The organism is Thermanaerovibrio velox DSM 12556 (genome assembly GCF_000237825.1).
Classification (GTDB): domain Bacteria; phylum Synergistota; class Synergistia; order Synergistales; family Synergistaceae; genus Thermanaerovibrio; species Thermanaerovibrio velox.
This window is the reverse complement of record NZ_CM001377.1, coordinates 1,343,363-1,358,857: the sequence shown is the minus strand read 5'-3', so window position 1 is coordinate 1,358,857 and position 15,495 is coordinate 1,343,363. Positions and strand designations below refer to the sequence as shown.

The following is a 15,495-nucleotide window of genomic DNA, read 5'->3' as shown; positions in this document are numbered from 1 at the left end:
GTGCCGTGTTGAGTGAGGAAAGGTCTAAGGAGCTCATATCCATAGCTCGGGAGGTCCGCAAGGACGTGGTGAGGATGATAGGCCTGGCCAAGGTCGGATGTTTGGAGTCCTCATTGGCCTTGGCGGACCTGTTGGTGTACCTTTATTGGGAGGCCCTTTCTGTGGATCCGTCAAACCCCAGGGACCTCAGGAGGGACAGGTTCATCCTGAGCAAACGTAGGGCCGCTCCGGTGCTGTACGCCGTACTGGCAAGGCGCGGTTTCTTCAGCCGGGAAGAGCTTTGGAGCTTCGGTCGTCTGGGGGCCCTTCTTCAGGGGAACCCGGAGTACCGCAGGATACCCGGTTTGGATGCCCCTTCCGGTCCGTCGGGGATGGGGTTGGGTATGGCGGTGGGGTTGTCCATGTCGCTTCAGATGGACAAAATGCCCTGCAGGACCTTTTGCCTCATGGGAGATGGGGAGCTTCGAGACGGGACCGTGTGGGAGGCCGCCTTTTCCGCGTCGTTCAGGAGGCTTGGTGGGCTGGTGGCGGTGATAAACGTTACCGATCACGGCAAGGAGCAGTGGGGTCCCGTGGACAGCGTTGACACCATAAAGGCAAAGCTTGAGTCCTTTGGCTGGACCGTGGCGGAGGGGGATGGACATGATTTCATGTCCATGGACGCCACCTTCCGTTCCATCATGGGGGTAGACTCGCCCAAGGCGGTGATATTGAGGACCCGGGAGGCCGGGGGGGTTCTCCTGCCCGGCGGTTCGTCCTGCAGGGGTCCCTTATCCCGGGAGGATGTGGACGTGGCGATAAGCTCCATAGAATCAGATGGGAGGAGACCTTCCGATGAGAGAACCTAGCCCCCTGTGGATCGCTTACGAGGAGACGTTGTGCGCCATGGGGGAGGAGATCGAGGATCTGGTGGTCCTGGATTCAAGGGAGCCCACCCTGTCCGGAGCGTTCAAGAGCATGTACCCCCGAAGGTTCTTCGTGGCGGGGATGTCTGAGCAGGAGATGGTGCTCACCGCTGCCGGACTGGCCTTGGGGGGCAAGAGGGTGTTCGTGTCATCCTCCAGCCCCTTCCTGGTGGGGAGGACGTACGATCTCATAAGGTCTTCGGTGGCCATACCGTCATTGGAGGTTCACCTGGTAAGCCCCTGCGGAGGGCTTGACATGGGGCCCGACGGGGCTCCAAGCCAGATGGTGGAGGACCTTGGCCTCATGACCGCCATGCCGGGGATGCCGGTTCTGGTCCCCTGCGATGGGGTATCCACCAGAAGGCTTACAGGGCTTACCGTGGATTTGAAGGGCCCTTCCTACATGAGGCTCACCAGGCGGGCATTGCGGGATCTCACCGGATTGGACGAAGGGGACTTCTCCATAGGGGGGGCTAGGCTGCTCACCCAGGGGGAGGGGGTCACGATATGTGCTTGTGGTATCATGGTGCACGAGGCATTAAAGGCCGCCCAGGTGCTTTCGAGCCAGGGCATAGACGCGGAGGTAATAGACTGTTACACCGTAAGGCCTCTGGCGGAACAGGTGGTCCTTTCATCGGTGAGGCGGACCGGGTGCTGCGTGGTTGCGGAGGAGCACAGTCTTTTCGGTGGTCTCGGCAGTGCGGTCTGCCAGTGCCTGTCCTCCAAGTATCCCGTGCCGGTTAGGCTTGTGTGCGGAGACGATCGGTTTGGCCAAAGCGGGTCCGATGAGGAGCTTCGGGAGTACTATGGTCTCACCAGCGGAAGGATAGTTGGGGCGGCGGTGCAGGTTTTGAACATGCGCAGGAGGTAGCATTTCATGGATATTCGTTTGTCAGGGGTGACCAAGATCTTCCATCCGGACATAACCGCCCTGGAGGATGTCTATCTTGAGATCCCCAAGGGGGAGTTCGTATATCTGGTAGGTCCCACCGGATCGGGGAAGACCACTTTGATGAGGACCATAACCAGGGAGGTAATGCCCACCAGGGGTCAGGTCATGGTGGGTTCGTACAGTTTGCGGAAGATAAGCCGTGTGGATCTTTCGCTGTTCCGGCGGGACGTGGGGGTTATCTATCAGGACTTCTGCCTTTTGCCGCATCTTAACGTTTTCGAGAACGTGGCCTTCGTGCTCGAAGTGCTTGGGATGCCGCCTAGGGAGGTTAAGGAGAGGACCGACGAGGTTTTGGAGCGGGTGAACCTTTGGCGGCGCCGTTTTCTCTACCCACCGCAGCTTTCAGGGGGTGAGCAGCAGCGGGTGGCGATAGCCAGGGCCATAGTGAACTCCCCGTCCATACTGCTGGCGGACGAGCCAACGGGCAACCTGGACCTTCATACCGCGGAAGAGATAATGCAGCTCATCCTATCCATAAACGCCATGGGGACCACGGTGCTCATGGCCACCCACAACCAGTACCTGGTGGACTCCTATAGGCAGCGGGTGGTGGAACTCAAGATGGGGCGAGTGGTTAGAGATGAAAAGAGGGGAAGGTACGAGATAGATGGGGAGCTTTAGGTATGCCATAAGGGACGGTTTAAGGCTGGTCTTTCGGCACTGGGGTTTGAGTTTTCTCACCCTGTTCACCTCCGCCGCGGTCTTCTACCTCATGGGATCCAGCATCCTCTTCGTGCTTAACACCCGGCATGTGGTGAAGAACCTGGAGGGGGAGTTGTCCATTCAGGCCTATGTCTCCCCCAACGTGGACCTTAACGGGTTTGCTGCGAGGGTGCGTCGAATGCCCCACGTGAGGGCCGTGGAGGTCATAACCCCCGCCAAGGCGCTTGAGCGCCTGAAGGCCCGGCTGGGAAGCCAAGCCCAGGCAATAACCCTGTTGGGAGAGAACCCCCTTCCTCCCAGCGTGGAGGTCTGGGTGGACAAGGCCTCGTCGGTCCCCATCGTGGCGAGGGAGCTGGTTGCGGTGGACGAGGTTCAAGATGTGGTGTACGCTGGCAAGCTGGCGGAGAAGCTGGCAAAGCTGTCCAGGTTCGCGGGCCGATTCTCCCTTGCGGTCCTGCTGGTGGCGGTGGCGGCAAGCGGTGTCGTCCTCTTCAACACCATAAGGATAGCGGTCTACTCCAAGGAGGAGGAGATCGCCATAATGCTCATGGTGGGGGCCACCCCGTCTTTCGTGGCCATGCCTTTCATAATACAGGGGGTCCTTTTGGGGAGCCTCGGGGCGTTTTGCTCTTCCGTGATGCTAGCCTTCTCCTACGGGGCAGCGGTGGAGAGGCTCAAGGACTTCCTGCCCTTCCTTGAGCTCTTGAACGACTCTTCCTTGCTCGTGAGGCTTGGTGGCGTCCTGGTGGGAGGGGGAGCCTTGGTGAGCTTCTTCGCGAGCTTCCTGGCGGTGGAGCGCTTCATCAGAAGGGCCCTTAAGCCCCTTTAGCCGTGGATGATTGGAACGGTGGGAACCATGGGGTTTAAGCGGTTCTTCCTAGCCTTTTCCCTGCTGGCGGTCCTGTGCGAAAGGTCCTATGCCGCCGGGGCCTCCGATCTAGAGAGGCGCCTAAAGCAGGAGGAGAAGAGGCTTAATCAGGTTCAAAGCCAGATATCCTATCACCAGAGGAAGGTCAAGGAGATGGAGGGCAAGGAGAGGGACGTCATCTCGGAGATCGAGACCTTGGCCCAGCAGATCGCGGTGACGGAACAGCGCATATCGGTTTTGAGCCTTCAGCGTGAGAAGGTGAAGGAACGGATGAGGCAGCTGGTGTCGGAGATACGGAACACCTCCACCAGGATAGATTACGTTAAGGAGCTTCTCAAGGCCCGGCTGGTGGCCATATACAAGTATGGCGGCATAGCGGAGTTCAACCTGCTCCTGTCGGCTCCTGGTGCGATGGATGCCCTTTCCACCTCGTATCTTTTGGGTAGGATAGCGGATCAGGACCAGCGGCTCATAAGGGAGCTCTCGGACCGGAAGACCCGGCTGAGCATGGCCCACAGGGAGCTGGCGGAGCAGAGGGCACTTCTGGAGAAGCAGAACCAGGACCTGCAGGACAACAAGTATCGGCTGAAGGTGGCCTCGGACAGGAGGAACGATCTGCTGAAACGGGTTAGGAGCGAGAAGAGCCTGCACCTGGCGGAGCTTCAGGAGTACCAGAGGATGGAGCAGGCCATAAACTCCACCATAACCAGGTTGATGGAGGAGAAGCGCCGAAGGCTTGCGGAGGCCCGGGCCCGGGCGGCCCAGATCAAGGCATCGGCGCCTAAAGAGGTCATATACTATAAGGGAGGACGCCTCGCCTGGCCGGTGGTTGGGCAGATCCGAAGCTCCTTTGGGGTAAGGGTTCACCCGGTTTTCAGGACCAGGATAATGCACACCGGGATAGACATATCGGGCAACCATGGGGATCCCGTAAGGGCGGCGGAGAACGGAGAGGTGTTGTATGCCGGATGGCTAAGAGGTTACGGTCAGGTGATAATACTTGACCACGGGGGTGATATAACCACCGTGTATGCCCACCTTTCCAAGATAGAGGTAAACGAGGGAGAGAAGGTTGGCCGTGGAGAGGTAATAGGTAGGGTTGGGAGCACCGGCATTGCCACGGGGCCGCACCTTCACTTTGAGGTCCGGGTCAACGGGAAGGCCACAAACCCGAGGGGTTACCTGCAGTAGAACGCGGAAGCTGGGTTTGCCAGAAGGTCTGGCGGTGTGGGCCTGGGGGTCTACCCGTTGACATTCATTCCACTGCGCAGGACGAAGGGAAGTGTGAGATCCTTGTTCAAACGCTTCAGAGATCTTGTATTGGGCGTCATCATAGGGGCCTTGGCGGTAACGGGGGTTATGGCTGCCATGGCGGGGGATGGCATTCAGCAGGGTTCCATCAAGGACCCCTTCTCCCCCAGGAACATGGCCATACTCAGGCAGGCAAGGGCTATAATAGATCTTTACCATGTTGATGCGGACAAGCTGCCCGGGGAGCAGAAGCTTTTCTATGGGGCCATGAAGGGAATGGTTGCCGCCGCCGGGGATCCCTACACCCGGTTTGTGGATCCCTCCCAGCTTAAGGAAGAGAGCATAGAGATGGAGGGTCAGTACGGAGGGGTAGGCATGTACGTGGGGCAGCGGGATGGCAAGGTGCTGGTCATAAGCCCCATGGAGGGCACCCCTGCAGAGCGGGCGGGCCTTAAGCCCATGGATGAGATAGTGAAGGTTGGGGACAAAATAGTGGTGGGGATGAACCAGGATGAGGTGGTCAACATGCTCCGGGGCCCGGCGGGGACGAAGGTAACCGTTTGGGTTCGTCGCAAGGGCAAGGATGAGATAATTAAGTTCGATCTCATCAGGGAGATCATAAAGATCCGTTCGGTTCGGAAGGAGATGCTCAAGGACAAGTACGCCTATGTGAGGCTTGCCCATTTCACCCAGACCGCTGGGCAGGAGATGGCGGAGGCGGTGGCTTGGGCCTCTTCCAAGGGGGCTAAGGGCATTGTTTTGGATCTTCGTAACAACCCCGGCGGACTCCTTAACGCCGCGGCGGACGTGGCCTCCTGCTTCCTGAACGATGGGGATCTTGTGGTGAGCACCAAGGGAAGGGTTGACAGGGCCAACGAAGCCATGTACGCCTCCGGAAGGGTTAAGTTCAAGGGACCTTTGGTGGTGCTCATCAACGAGGGCAGTGCCAGTGCCTCGGAGATAGTGGCAGGGGCCCTTAAGGATCATGGGAGGGCCAAGCTTGTGGGGGTCAAGAGCTTCGGCAAGGGGTCCGTTCAGACCCTGTTCAACCTGCCCGATGGGGCGGGCATGTACGTTACCATCGCCCGGTACTACACCCCTTCGGGACGCATGATAGACAAGGTGGGATTGAACCCGGACGTGAAGGTGTCCGGGGAGCCCATGGGGGATCTTGCCAAGGACCCTCAGGTCAGGAAGGGCGTTGAGATCTTGAAGTCCATGAGGTAGCAAGGGTGCGTCGGCTCTTATGGGCGGTCCTTATCCTTCTCCTGGTGGTTTTCGTCGGCAGGTTTTGGCGGGAGGGTTTGGAGGTATTCGACCGTCTGTGGGATCGTGGGGCTCTTGAGGTAGCCCGGGATGATGCCGCCGAAAGCGGGGTTCCCGGTAAGGCTGCCCCTCAGGACAACCCGTTGGTTGAGCCCGGGCGTAAAGCCCCAGTGGCATCGGCGGATGAGCCGGGTAAGGGGCCACTGGCAGATGGTGCTCATCTCACGCCTCCCCGACCCGCCAAGGGGGTGGATAGGTCGGGGGAACCCAGGCGTTGGCTTGCGATAGTGGTGGACGATATGGGGTATGACGTTAAAGCCGCCCGGAGGTTGGCCTCCTTGGAGCTTCCCATGACCTGGGCTATAATACCCGGTGCTCCTCATGCGTCCCAGGTGGCTAGGATAGCGGAGTCCAAGGGAATACCATATCTGGTTCACGTCCCGATGAAGGCCTTGTCGGACGGGAGTTCTAAGGGGATGGTGGTAGCTCCTGACATGGCCCCGGAGGAGATAAGGGATAGGGCTAAGGCGGCCTTTGATGCACTGCCCGGGGCGGTGGGGGTTAACAACCATCGAGGTTCTGGGGCCACCGCAGACCGTCCTGCCATGGAGGCCTTTTTGGGGGCTCTCAAGGCGCAGAGGCCCGGGTGGTTCTTCCTGGACAGCAGGACCAACCCGAAATCCGTGGCCTTCTCGGTGGCCTTGGAGATGGGGCTTAAGGCGTTTAGAAACCGATACTTCATAGATGCGGTCCCCGGTGGTGAGGAGCGGGCTTTGATGGCCGCCCTTTCGGGGGCCTACAGGTCGGGCAGGGCGGTAGCCATAGGACATCCAAGGCCCGGCACCATAGAGGTCCTTTCCAGGCTTTCCAGGGGGGAGCTGCCGATGCCGGAGGGGCTTGATCTGGTGAGGCTCACCCAGGTGGCCGGGGAAGGGGGAGGAGGAAAGAGATGAAGCGCAGAGCGGAAGTGATAATAGGGGCCCAGTGGGGAGATGAGGGCAAGGGACGGGTGGTCGACGCCCTGGCGGACAGGGTTGATCTGGTTGTCCGCTATCAGGGTGGGGCAAACGCGGGTCATACGGTAATAGCAGGTGGGGAGAAACACGTTTTTCACCTGCTTCCCTCGGGGATGCTGTACCCGGGGAAGACCTGCGTCATAGGCGGTGGCGTGGTGGTGGATCCTGACCAGCTCTTGGCGGAGCTTGGGGAGCTTCGGGAGAGGGGAAAGGACAGGGCGAGGCTGGTGGTAAGCCGCAATGCCCACGTGGTGATGCCCTACCATAAGACCCTGGACGTGCTATCCGAGAGGGAGAGGAGCGCCTCCCAGCGGATAGGCACCACCAGTCGCGGGATAGGCCCCTGTTACGTGGACAAGTTCGCCCGGGTGGGCATAAGGATAGGGGACCTTTTGGACGAGGGGGTCTTGAGGGAGAAGCTGGCTTTGAACCTGGAGAGCAAGAACCTCTTGCTCACCCGCATATACGGTGAGAAGCCCTTGGCGATGGATGACCTGATGGACCGGGCGATCCAGTGGGGGTGCCAGCTGGCGCCGTACGTTGGGGATGCCTACGTGGAAGTGAACCGTGCGCTTGATGAGGGCAAGGGAGTGCTTTTCGAGGGTGCCCAGGGCACGCTGCTTGACGTGGACTTCGGTACCTACCCCTATGTCACCAGTTCCAGCCCGACGGCCGGCGGTGCCTGTACCGGGGTCGGCGTGGGGCCCAACCGGATAGACCGGGTCATCGGGGTTGCGAAGGCCTATTGCACCAGGGTGGGAGAGGGGCCGTTCCCCACGGAGCTCAACTGCGAGATAGGTTCTAGGCTTAGGGAGGTGGGGAACGAGTACGGAGCCACCACTGGAAGGCCCAGGAGATGCGGTTGGCTTGACCTGGTGGCCTTAAAATACTCGGTTATGGTTAACGGCCTTGACGCCATAGCCCTTACCAAGCTTGATGTCCTGTCCGGATTGGAGCAGATAAACGTGGCGGTGGAGTACCGGATAGACGGGAGCTCAACGGTTTACTTCCCCACGGATCATCGGATGCTCTCCGCTGCGGAGCCGGTGTACAAGACCCTTAAGGGTTTCAACGAGGACATCTCCGGGTGTACGTCCTTTGACGAGCTGCCGAAGGCCGCAAAGGATTACGTGGCCTTCATAGAGGAGTACTGCGGGGTCCCGGTGGTGTTGCTGGGGGTGGGTCCTGCCAGGGAGGCCACCATAATAAGGGGGCTTTAGCGGGCCTTGATAATCGGCGAGATCCGGTTCTGCGGGGTGGAGGACGTTCTTTGCCTGGAGGAGCTGGATGTCATGTGTGGGTCCCCTGCGTGGAGCAGGGGACTCTTTCTTCATCACGTGGCTTCCGACCGGGGCGGAGCGGTGATTGGTATGTTCCTTAAGGGGAAGCTCAGGGGGTTCCTCGTTTGGGAGCTTCGTGGGGACGAAGCGTGGGTCGTGAGGATAGGGGTCCATAGGGACTTCAGGAGGCTGGGGCTTGGGTCCCAGCTCATGTGTGCCATGGAGGTGATGGCCATGGCACAGGGGTGCCTTAGGGCCAGGCTTCACGTAAGGTCATCCAACCGGGACGCCATGGGGTTTTACTCCGCCATGGGCTTTAGGAGGGTTGAGCTGGTCCCCGGTTACTACTCCGACGGGGAGGACGGGGAGCTTTGGGAGACGGAGCTGCCGTTCAACATTTAGGAAACTTAGGGTCGCCTATAGGGGCAGCCCAGGTCCCCGCAGGATCCGCACTGATCGTCAAGGCCCGTGTCCTCCGGATGGCAGACGGGGATCAAAAGGGTGGAAAGCGAGTCCTCCGGCACCAGGAGATCTTCTTTTAAGCTTATCCCAGCCGAATCGCTGTTCAATAGGTAGGCGAGCCGCCCTTGGACATTAAGGGGGACGTCCCTTCCTGGGAAGAGGGCCCTTACGTGATTGAAGCCCGACAGGTTCGCAAGAAGGAGCTTGAAGAAGTTGATGGCCCTTTCTAGCCCCGCCATGGCCGCACCGTTTCTTATCATCTGTTCCAGGACGGGTCTTTCCGATGGCGGAAGCTCCTCCAAGGACCACACGATGGCTCCAAGACACGGGGTATCCGGCGGCAGGCACGGCATATCTCCGCCTACGACGTCTTCGAAGATCGAAAGGGCGAAAACCCTGCCCAGCCCTGTAACCCTGAAGCGAAGTGTTCCAAGCACATCCAGGGCCCTGTGGTGGGGTGGGATCTTCATCCTTTCCGCCAGGACCCTTGCGTCCCCCGAGGCAGGGGGTACCCTGAAGCCGAAGCTCAACATGGCGTTTCCTTCGGATATCCTCATGATGGTAGATTTTACGCTCCGGGAGGTGAAAGTAAACATGCCGGTTTTAAGGGTCCACAGGAGGGGATCTACGATTGAGATGGAGCTTCCAAGGGGGATCAGCCTGCTTGAAGCCCTCAAGGCCGCCGGTTTCGCCCGTGATGTGGAGTCCCCTTGCGGGGGCCTTGGTCTGTGCGGGGGTTGTACCGTAAGGGCATCCGGCGGCCTCTCCGGGCGGTCCCCGAGGGAGGCTCTGATGCCCGGCGATTTAAGGCTCGCTTGTACTGCCAGGTTATTGGGGCATGCGGAGGTCTTCCTTGATGACCCTCCTCAGCCTATTTTTTCGGGCCCCAATGGATCCCACGCCTTGGCTGTTCCGGAGGACGCCGCATCCCGGGCGTTGCCCTTCCGGCTAGACCTGCGCCGGGAAGCCATGGTTGGGACCTCAAGCCTTGAGGAGTTCCTGTTGAGGAGCAGTGCCGGGCTTTCATGCCCTCCCGAGGCGGTGTCGGACCTTGCGTTGGAAGGGCTTGCCAAGATGCTTTCCCGGGGGGAACCTGAGGCGGTGGGGTGGGTTTTTGACCATCGGGTTGTGATGGTGGCCCCTTTGGGTGTTACTCCCCTTGGTTTGGCGGCGGATCTTGGCAGCAGCACCATAGAGGTGGCGGCGGTGGACCTTCGGTCCGGGGAGGTTTTGGGCAGGTTAAGGGTTGAGAACCGTCAGCGCCGGTTGGGGCGTGACGTTATAAGCCGGGTCGTCAGGGCCATTGAAGGGTTTTCCGATGAGCTGAGGTCCCTTCTTGTCCTGTCATTGAACGAAGCGATTAATGAGCTTCTTAAGTCCTCCGGGGCGTCAGCAGACCGAGTGGTCAAGATGGTGGTGGGGTGCAACACGGTTGTGGGGAGCTTCCTTTTTGGGATCCCGCCGGCGGGGCTTTCGGAGAGGCCCTTTCTGCCCTGGACTTTAAGGAGCAGGACGGAGAGGGCATCTGGGCTTGGGATTGACCTTGGTTGTCCGTTGACGCTGTTGCCTTCCATCGGGGGTTTCGTGGGATCTGATGCTTTGGCACTTCTTTACCGTCATAGGTCGGGGGGAGCGAGGCTTCTTCTGGACCTTGGTACCAACGGGGAGGTGTTGTTGTGGACCTCAGGGGGTGCCCTTGGGGCCTCAACTGCAGCGGGTCCCGCCTTTGAGGGATATGGACTGTCCTGCGGCATGCCGGCCCTGCCGGGAGCGGTTCACCGGGTCCGATTGGATGGCGGGGATGTTAAACTTGATGTCATAGGGGGATCTGAGCCCAAGGGCATTTGCGGATCCGGGTTGGTTTCATCGGTGTCGCTCATGAGGGAGATGGAGGTCCTGGACAGGTCCGGACGGATGAAGCCATGTCTGGGCCTTCGATTTCGGCTGGGCGGGGACGTGGATCTTTGGGTAACCCAGAGGGATGTAAGGGAGTTCCAGCTGGCCAAGGGGGCGGTGAGGGCGGCGATTGAGACCCTCCTTGAGGAGGCTGGGATAGGGGAGTCCCAAGTGGAGCTTTGCGTGGTGTCCGGGCTGTTCGGTGGTTCCCTTGAGGCTGTAGATCTCATAAGGACCGGCATGTTGCCTCCCCCGTGGAGGGACAGGATACACTTCTCCCCGGATGGGGTGTTGGAGGGTCTTCTCTCCGTGCTGCTCGGGGGTGAAAAAGCTATGAGGGAGGTGGAAAAACTGGCTTCCAGGTGCCGCCACGTATCTTTGGACCGGGATGACTTTAAGGAACGGCTCATGAGGTGTCTTGACCTTGGGGAGTCTTATCCGGGATAGGTCTTTCGGAGTACCGAAGGGACCTGCGTGTCTCATTGAAAACTGCCTACAGTTGTCCATTGGAGGTGTTTCTTTGAAGCTGTTCATACTGCCTATAGCGTCCCTTGCGATCCTCTTGTTCTTTGTTCCAAGGGCATTTTCCGCTCCTCTGCCCGAGGTTTCCATGGGTGGGGTGAACCAGTACCACCTTGCGAACCGTTTGATGGTGCTCCTCATCCGTGATCCCGGGGCTTCAAACGTTACGGTCAACGTGGTTTACCGGGTGGGTTCGTCCGACGAGAGGGACGGAGAGAGGGGGCTGGCACATCTTTTGGAGCATCTGCTTTTCAAGGGTACCCCGTCTCATCCTGACATCCCGAGCGAGATAGCCTCTAGGGGAGGCAGGGCGAACGGCAACACCTGGACCGACAGGACCTGTTACTTCCAGACCCTTCCGGCCCGCTTGGAAAACCTTCGCTGGGCCCTGTCCTTGGAGTCCGAGAGGATGACCAAGGCCAGGATAACCGCCGAGGAGCTGGATAAGGAGCGCGGCGTGGTGATCAATGAGCTTGTGAGGGGTGAGAACGACCCGATATCGGTCCTCATGAACCGGATGGAGAGCGTGGCCTTCGATTGGCATTCTTATGGTAAGCCCACCATAGGGAACCGGGTGGATCTTGAGAGGCTTTCGTTGGACCGGGTGCTTGATTTCTACAGGTCCTTCGTAAGGCCGGACAACGGGGTTCTCATCATCTCCAGCCCCTTTGAGGATGAGGTGGTCCTTAAGGAGGTTGAGCGGTTCTTCGGTTCCATAGAGGTGCCTTCCTATCCAGTGCCTAGGATGGTGAGCCAGGAGCTAGGTCAGGATGGGGAGCGCATGGTGAAGCTGTACCTTCCCGGTCAGTATGGTGCGGTTGGGTTGGTTTACCATGGTCCCGCGGGCTCATCCAGGAAGGCTGCGGCTTTCCAGGTGTTGATGGAGATAATAGGGGCGGAACCCTCTGGCAGGCTGTACCGGGACTTGGTGATGAAGGGGGTGGCCGGTGCCGTATGGGCCGGGGCCTTCATGTTCAAGGACTCCTCGACCGCCATAGCCCTGGCGCAGCTGCCCGGGGGCTCCAATCCGGAATCCGCCCTTGCGGCCATGGTAGATTCCGTGGAGGGAAGGAGAGGGTTTACCGCCGAGGAGGTTCATCAGGCGAAGCAGAGGATACTCAAGAGGATGGACCTTAAGTATGCCAGCCCGGACGAACTGGCGGTGGAGCTGACCGAGTGGGTTGCAAGGGGTGACTGGCGGCTCTTCTTCGTTCACAGGTCCAGGGTTGAGGACGTAACCCCGGAGGAAGTGAACGCCCTGGCGGAACGCTACCTGGTTAGGTACAACAGGACCGCTGGGATATTCGAGCCCTCCTCCTCGGATGTCAGGGTTATGGTCCCCAATGGGGAGCCGATCGGGGAGGAGGAGCTGCGGCGGGCAGCGGAGTCTCCCTTGATGGAGGGAGAGTCGCTGGGGGTAACGCTGGACGAGATGGAGAGGCGGGTTCAGCGTTTTACCTTGGGCGGCTTGAAGGTGGGGCTTATCGACAAGAGGACCAGGGGAGGCTGGGTTTACGCCAGGCTGGGACTTGAAATAGGCACCCCCGAGGATCTTAAAGGCAAGGCCCTCATCGGGGAGCTGATGGGGCGTTACCTCGGCAGAGGGGCGGGGGGCATGTCTAGGGAGGAGCTGGACAGGGCCTTTGACGAGATGAGGGCCTTGGTATCCTTCTCGGGATCCCCAACCGGGGTGACAGTGGATCTCAAAGCCCCTTCCGAGAACTTCGGCAAGGCTTTGGATCTGGTGGCCCTGTGTCTTAAGGAGCCCAGGTTCTCCAAGGAGCAGTTGAGTACGCTGAAACTGGAGCTTCGTTCCGAGATAGAGGATCAGATGGATGACCCGTCCGCCCTTGCGGAGGAGGTGCTCGATGAGGCCTTCAACCCCTACCACAAGGGGGATGTAAGGCGTCCTTTGACCATGAAGGAGCGCCTAGAGGGCATGGAGTCCGTGGGTCTGAATGAGCTCAAGGCCTTCCACCGCCAGTTCTTTGGTCTTTCAGAGGGCCAGCTAGGGGTGGTGGGCCCGGTGGATGGGGACTGGCTCAGGAAGAAGCTCGAGGATCTCTTCTCCGGTTGGAGCCCCAAGGTGCGGTACCGCAGGGTTGAGTATCCGTTTGTCCCTGTGGAAGGGGGAGTCCGGAGGGTTCAGGTGAACGGCAAGCCCAATGCAACGGTGGCTGCCTGGTCCCCGGTTAGGATAAACCAGGAGAGCCCCGATTACCCGGACCTTTTGGTGGCGGTTAACGTGCTGGGAGGGGGATGGCTGGACTCCAGGCTTGCACGGCGCATAAGGCATCATGACGGAACCAGCTACGGCGTAAGGCTTTCATTGCGGGTCTTCGATCCGGACGACTCGGGAAGGCTGGAGTTCTGGGCCATAGCGTCCCCCAAGGACGTGCCGAGGGTTAAGGAGTCTTTTAGGGATGAGTTGAGGCGAGCCTTAAACGAAGGGTTTTCGTCCCAGGAGGTGGAGAGGGCCAAGTCGTTCATCCTCGAGGGGGTGAAGGTGGACCGCTCCCAGGACGGGAGGCTCCCAAGACAGCTGGAGAAGGACCTCTTCCTGGGCAGGGACTTCCTGTGGCATAGGGCCATGGAGGAGGCCATATCGAAGGTGACTCCGGATTCCGCGCTGAAGGCGCTTAGAAGGCATCTATCCGGGGAAGGGGCCTTCCTCATCGTTGAGGCCGGCAGTTTCGAATAGCCAGGTCCTCTTGATCGGTGTAAGAGGACTTTCAAGTGTGCAAAAATGCCAGGGGCTCTTGGGATCGAGGCCCCTGGCATTTTTTGATCACCCTTTGCAGGTCCGGGCCTTAGAGCTTTTGCAGCATCCCCCTGGCGGCCCATATGCCCGACGCGGAGGCCTGGATGACTCCCCTGGTGACCCCGGCCCCGTCCCCGGCGGCGTAAAGGCCCGTTATGTTGGTCTCCAGCCACTTTGAGAGGCTTAGTTTCAAGCTATAGAACTTTACCTCCACGCCGTACAGCAGGGTGTGGTTTCCGTTTATCCCGGGCATTAGACAGTCCAGGGCCTCGATCATCTCCATTATGCCCTTCATGTGCCGGTAGGGCAGGACGAAGGACAGGTCGCCGGGCTCCGCGGTCTTTAACGTGGGCCTTACGAGCCCCCGGGCTATCCGGTCCTGGGTGGACCTTCGGCCCCGCTTGAGGTCCCCTAGGCGCTGGACCAGGACGGTCCCCCCCAGCATGTTCGCAAGCCTTGCTATGTGGCTGCCGTACCCGTTGGGGTCGTTGAAGGGCTTGGTGAACTGGGTGGAAACCAGTATGGCGAAGTTGGTGTTTTCGGTTCGCTTGTCCGGGTCCCGGTTGGAGTGGCCGTTGACGGTTAGTATCCCGTGATGGGTCTGGTACTCCGTGGTGACCTCTCCGTTGGGGCACATGCAGAAGGTGCGCACCTTGTCGTCAAAGGTTGGGGTGTCCAGCACGGCCTTTATCTCGTAGAACTGATCGGTTATCTCCTTGGCCCACGCGGCGGGGATCTCTACCCTTACTCCTATGTCCACCGGCAGGGATTCTATATCGAGTCCCAGGGAACGCACCGTCTGCTCCATCCAAGGGGCGCCCTCTCGTCCCGGAGCAAGCATCACCATATCGGCTTCGATCCTCGTTCCGTCCGACAGGACCACCCCCTGGACCTTGCCGTCCTTGACGGAAACGGACTCCACGGATTTGTTAAGGATTATATCCGCCTTGTCCTCAAGCTCCCTCATTATGCTGGACAGTATGTCCTTTGAGCGGTCGGTGCCCATGTGCCTTATGGTTGCCGGTATGACCTGAAGCCCGGACCTCCTCGCCCTGTCCATTACGCTTGCGGCCAGCGAATCGTTGGGGCTGAACAGCTCCTGGCTTGCCCCATGCTCCACGTACACCCTGTCCACCTCGTTTATCAGGCGGATCAGCTCATCCCTTCCGCAGTACCCCTCCAGGTTACCCCCGAACTCTGGGGTTAAGGTGAGCTTGCCGTCGCTGTAGGCCCCAGCTCCCCCCCAGCCGCAGACCACGTTGCATGGGGTGCAGTGGACACAGCGGTCGGTCTTCCCCTCCTTGAGGGGACAGTGCCGCTTCTTGATGTCCCTTCCCTTGTCTACCAATGCCACCCGCTTGCCAGCCCTTACAAGCTCCCGGGCGGCGAATATTCCAGCAGGACCGGCTCCCACCAGGATAACGTCGTATCGCAAAGGATCCCCTCCCAACAAGGCCGGATCTCTTGACCGGCCGAAATCCCAAAGGGGCATGATATATGGAAGCGGCTAATTTGTAAACTGGGATATATTCTAAAACTTCCAAGCCCGGTCGGTTAAGCGGATATGTTTATGGGAATGACAGGCCTTTTTACGATACGTTCACCTTTTAGTTGGTGTATCATAGAGCAAAAACCACAAGGGGGGGTTGGAGG

At 59.5% G+C, this 15,495-nt stretch carries 13 protein-coding genes; 11 read left to right on the top strand and 2 right to left on the bottom strand.

The genetic code is table 11. The features are described from left to right. Positions 1-5 precede the first annotated feature (5 nt). The 9 genes from THEVEDRAFT_RS06575 (at position 6) to THEVEDRAFT_RS06535 (ending at position 8,603) form a co-directional block, all read left to right on the top strand. A complete protein-coding gene (locus THEVEDRAFT_RS06575) occupies positions 6-848 on the top strand; it encodes a transketolase (RefSeq protein ID WP_006583935.1) in 843 nt (280 codons plus the stop codon). Further along, positions 835-1,776: a transketolase family protein gene (locus THEVEDRAFT_RS06570; protein WP_006583934.1), complete on the top strand. Its 942-nt coding sequence runs from the start codon at positions 835-837 to the stop codon at positions 1,774-1,776. Before THEVEDRAFT_RS06575 ends, THEVEDRAFT_RS06570 begins: the two co-directional genes overlap by 14 nt. A 6-nt stretch (positions 1,777-1,782) precedes the next feature. Continuing rightward, a complete protein-coding gene (locus tag THEVEDRAFT_RS06565) occupies positions 1,783-2,478 on the top strand; it encodes a cell division ATP-binding protein FtsE (protein ID WP_006583933.1) in 696 nt (231 codons plus the stop codon). After that, positions 2,465-3,349 carry a cell division protein FtsX gene (locus THEVEDRAFT_RS06560; RefSeq protein ID WP_006583932.1) on the top strand — a complete coding sequence of 295 codons (885 nt, stop codon included), beginning with the start codon at positions 2,465-2,467 and terminating at the stop codon, positions 3,347-3,349. Before THEVEDRAFT_RS06565 ends, THEVEDRAFT_RS06560 begins: the two co-directional genes overlap by 14 nt. Before the next feature lie 27 nt (positions 3,350-3,376). Continuing rightward, on the top strand, positions 3,377-4,579 hold the full coding sequence (locus THEVEDRAFT_RS06555; RefSeq protein WP_006583931.1) for a murein hydrolase activator EnvC family protein: 1,203 nt from the start codon (positions 3,377-3,379) through the stop codon (positions 4,577-4,579). A gap of 129 nt (positions 4,580-4,708) precedes the next feature. Next, positions 4,709-5,866: a S41 family peptidase gene (locus tag THEVEDRAFT_RS06550; protein WP_342610153.1), complete on the top strand. Its 1,158-nt coding sequence runs from the start codon at positions 4,709-4,711 to the stop codon at positions 5,864-5,866. Between the two features lie 5 nt (positions 5,867-5,871). Continuing rightward, positions 5,872-6,858, top strand: a complete 987-nt coding sequence (locus THEVEDRAFT_RS09190) for a divergent polysaccharide deacetylase family protein (protein ID WP_006583929.1) — start codon at positions 5,872-5,874, stop codon at positions 6,856-6,858. Then, positions 6,855-8,141, top strand: coding sequence for an adenylosuccinate synthase (locus tag THEVEDRAFT_RS06540; RefSeq protein ID WP_006583928.1), 1,287 nt, complete (start codon positions 6,855-6,857; stop codon positions 8,139-8,141). The genes THEVEDRAFT_RS09190 and THEVEDRAFT_RS06540 overlap by 4 nt, the downstream gene beginning before the upstream one ends. Before the next feature lie 6 nt (positions 8,142-8,147). Next, on the top strand, positions 8,148-8,603 hold the full coding sequence (locus tag THEVEDRAFT_RS06535; RefSeq protein ID WP_006583927.1) for a GNAT family N-acetyltransferase: 456 nt from the start codon (positions 8,148-8,150) through the stop codon (positions 8,601-8,603). Between the two features lie 5 nt (positions 8,604-8,608). Here THEVEDRAFT_RS06535 and THEVEDRAFT_RS09480 read toward each other — a convergent pair whose 3' ends face one another. After that, on the bottom strand, positions 8,609-9,220 hold the full coding sequence (locus THEVEDRAFT_RS09480) for a hypothetical protein (RefSeq protein ID WP_156787133.1): 612 nt from the start codon (positions 9,218-9,220) through the stop codon (positions 8,609-8,611). Between THEVEDRAFT_RS09480 and THEVEDRAFT_RS06525 the strand changes: the two genes are divergently transcribed. Then, positions 9,219-11,006, top strand: a complete 1,788-nt coding sequence (locus THEVEDRAFT_RS06525; protein ID WP_172634036.1) for an ASKHA domain-containing protein — start codon at positions 9,219-9,221, stop codon at positions 11,004-11,006. The genes THEVEDRAFT_RS09480 and THEVEDRAFT_RS06525 overlap by 2 nt on opposite strands. A gap of 73 nt (positions 11,007-11,079) precedes the next feature. Next, complete coding sequence (locus THEVEDRAFT_RS06520; protein ID WP_006583924.1) at positions 11,080-13,782, top strand: M16 family metallopeptidase; 2,703 nt, start codon at positions 11,080-11,082, stop codon at positions 13,780-13,782. 109 nt (positions 13,783-13,891) lie between these two features. Here THEVEDRAFT_RS06520 and THEVEDRAFT_RS06515 read toward each other — a convergent pair whose 3' ends face one another. Next, positions 13,892-15,277, bottom strand: a complete 1,386-nt coding sequence (locus THEVEDRAFT_RS06515) for an NAD(P)/FAD-dependent oxidoreductase (RefSeq protein ID WP_006583923.1) — start codon at positions 15,275-15,277, stop codon at positions 13,892-13,894. Positions 15,278-15,495 lie beyond the last annotated feature (218 nt).

Bases quoted from the DNA above. Each gene is read 5' to 3' on its own strand.
- THEVEDRAFT_RS06570 (WP_006583934.1), top strand. From the start codon at position 835: ATGAGAGAACCTAGCCCCCTGTGGATCGCTTACGAGGAGACGTTGTGC.
- THEVEDRAFT_RS06565 (WP_006583933.1), top strand. From the start codon at position 1,783: ATGGATATTCGTTTGTCAGGGGTGACCAAGATCTTCCATCCGGACATA.
- THEVEDRAFT_RS06560 (WP_006583932.1), top strand. From the start codon at position 2,465: ATGGGGAGCTTTAGGTATGCCATAAGGGACGGTTTAAGGCTGGTCTTT.
- THEVEDRAFT_RS06555 (WP_006583931.1), top strand. From the start codon at position 3,377: ATGGGGTTTAAGCGGTTCTTCCTAGCCTTTTCCCTGCTGGCGGTCCTG.
- THEVEDRAFT_RS06540 (WP_006583928.1), top strand. From the start codon at position 6,855: ATGAAGCGCAGAGCGGAAGTGATAATAGGGGCCCAGTGGGGAGATGAG.
- THEVEDRAFT_RS06525 (WP_172634036.1), top strand. From the start codon at position 9,219: ATGATGGTAGATTTTACGCTCCGGGAGGTGAAAGTAAACATGCCGGTT.
- THEVEDRAFT_RS09480 (WP_156787133.1), bottom strand. From the start codon at position 9,220: ATGAGGATATCCGAAGGAAACGCCATGTTGAGCTTCGGCTTCAGGGTA.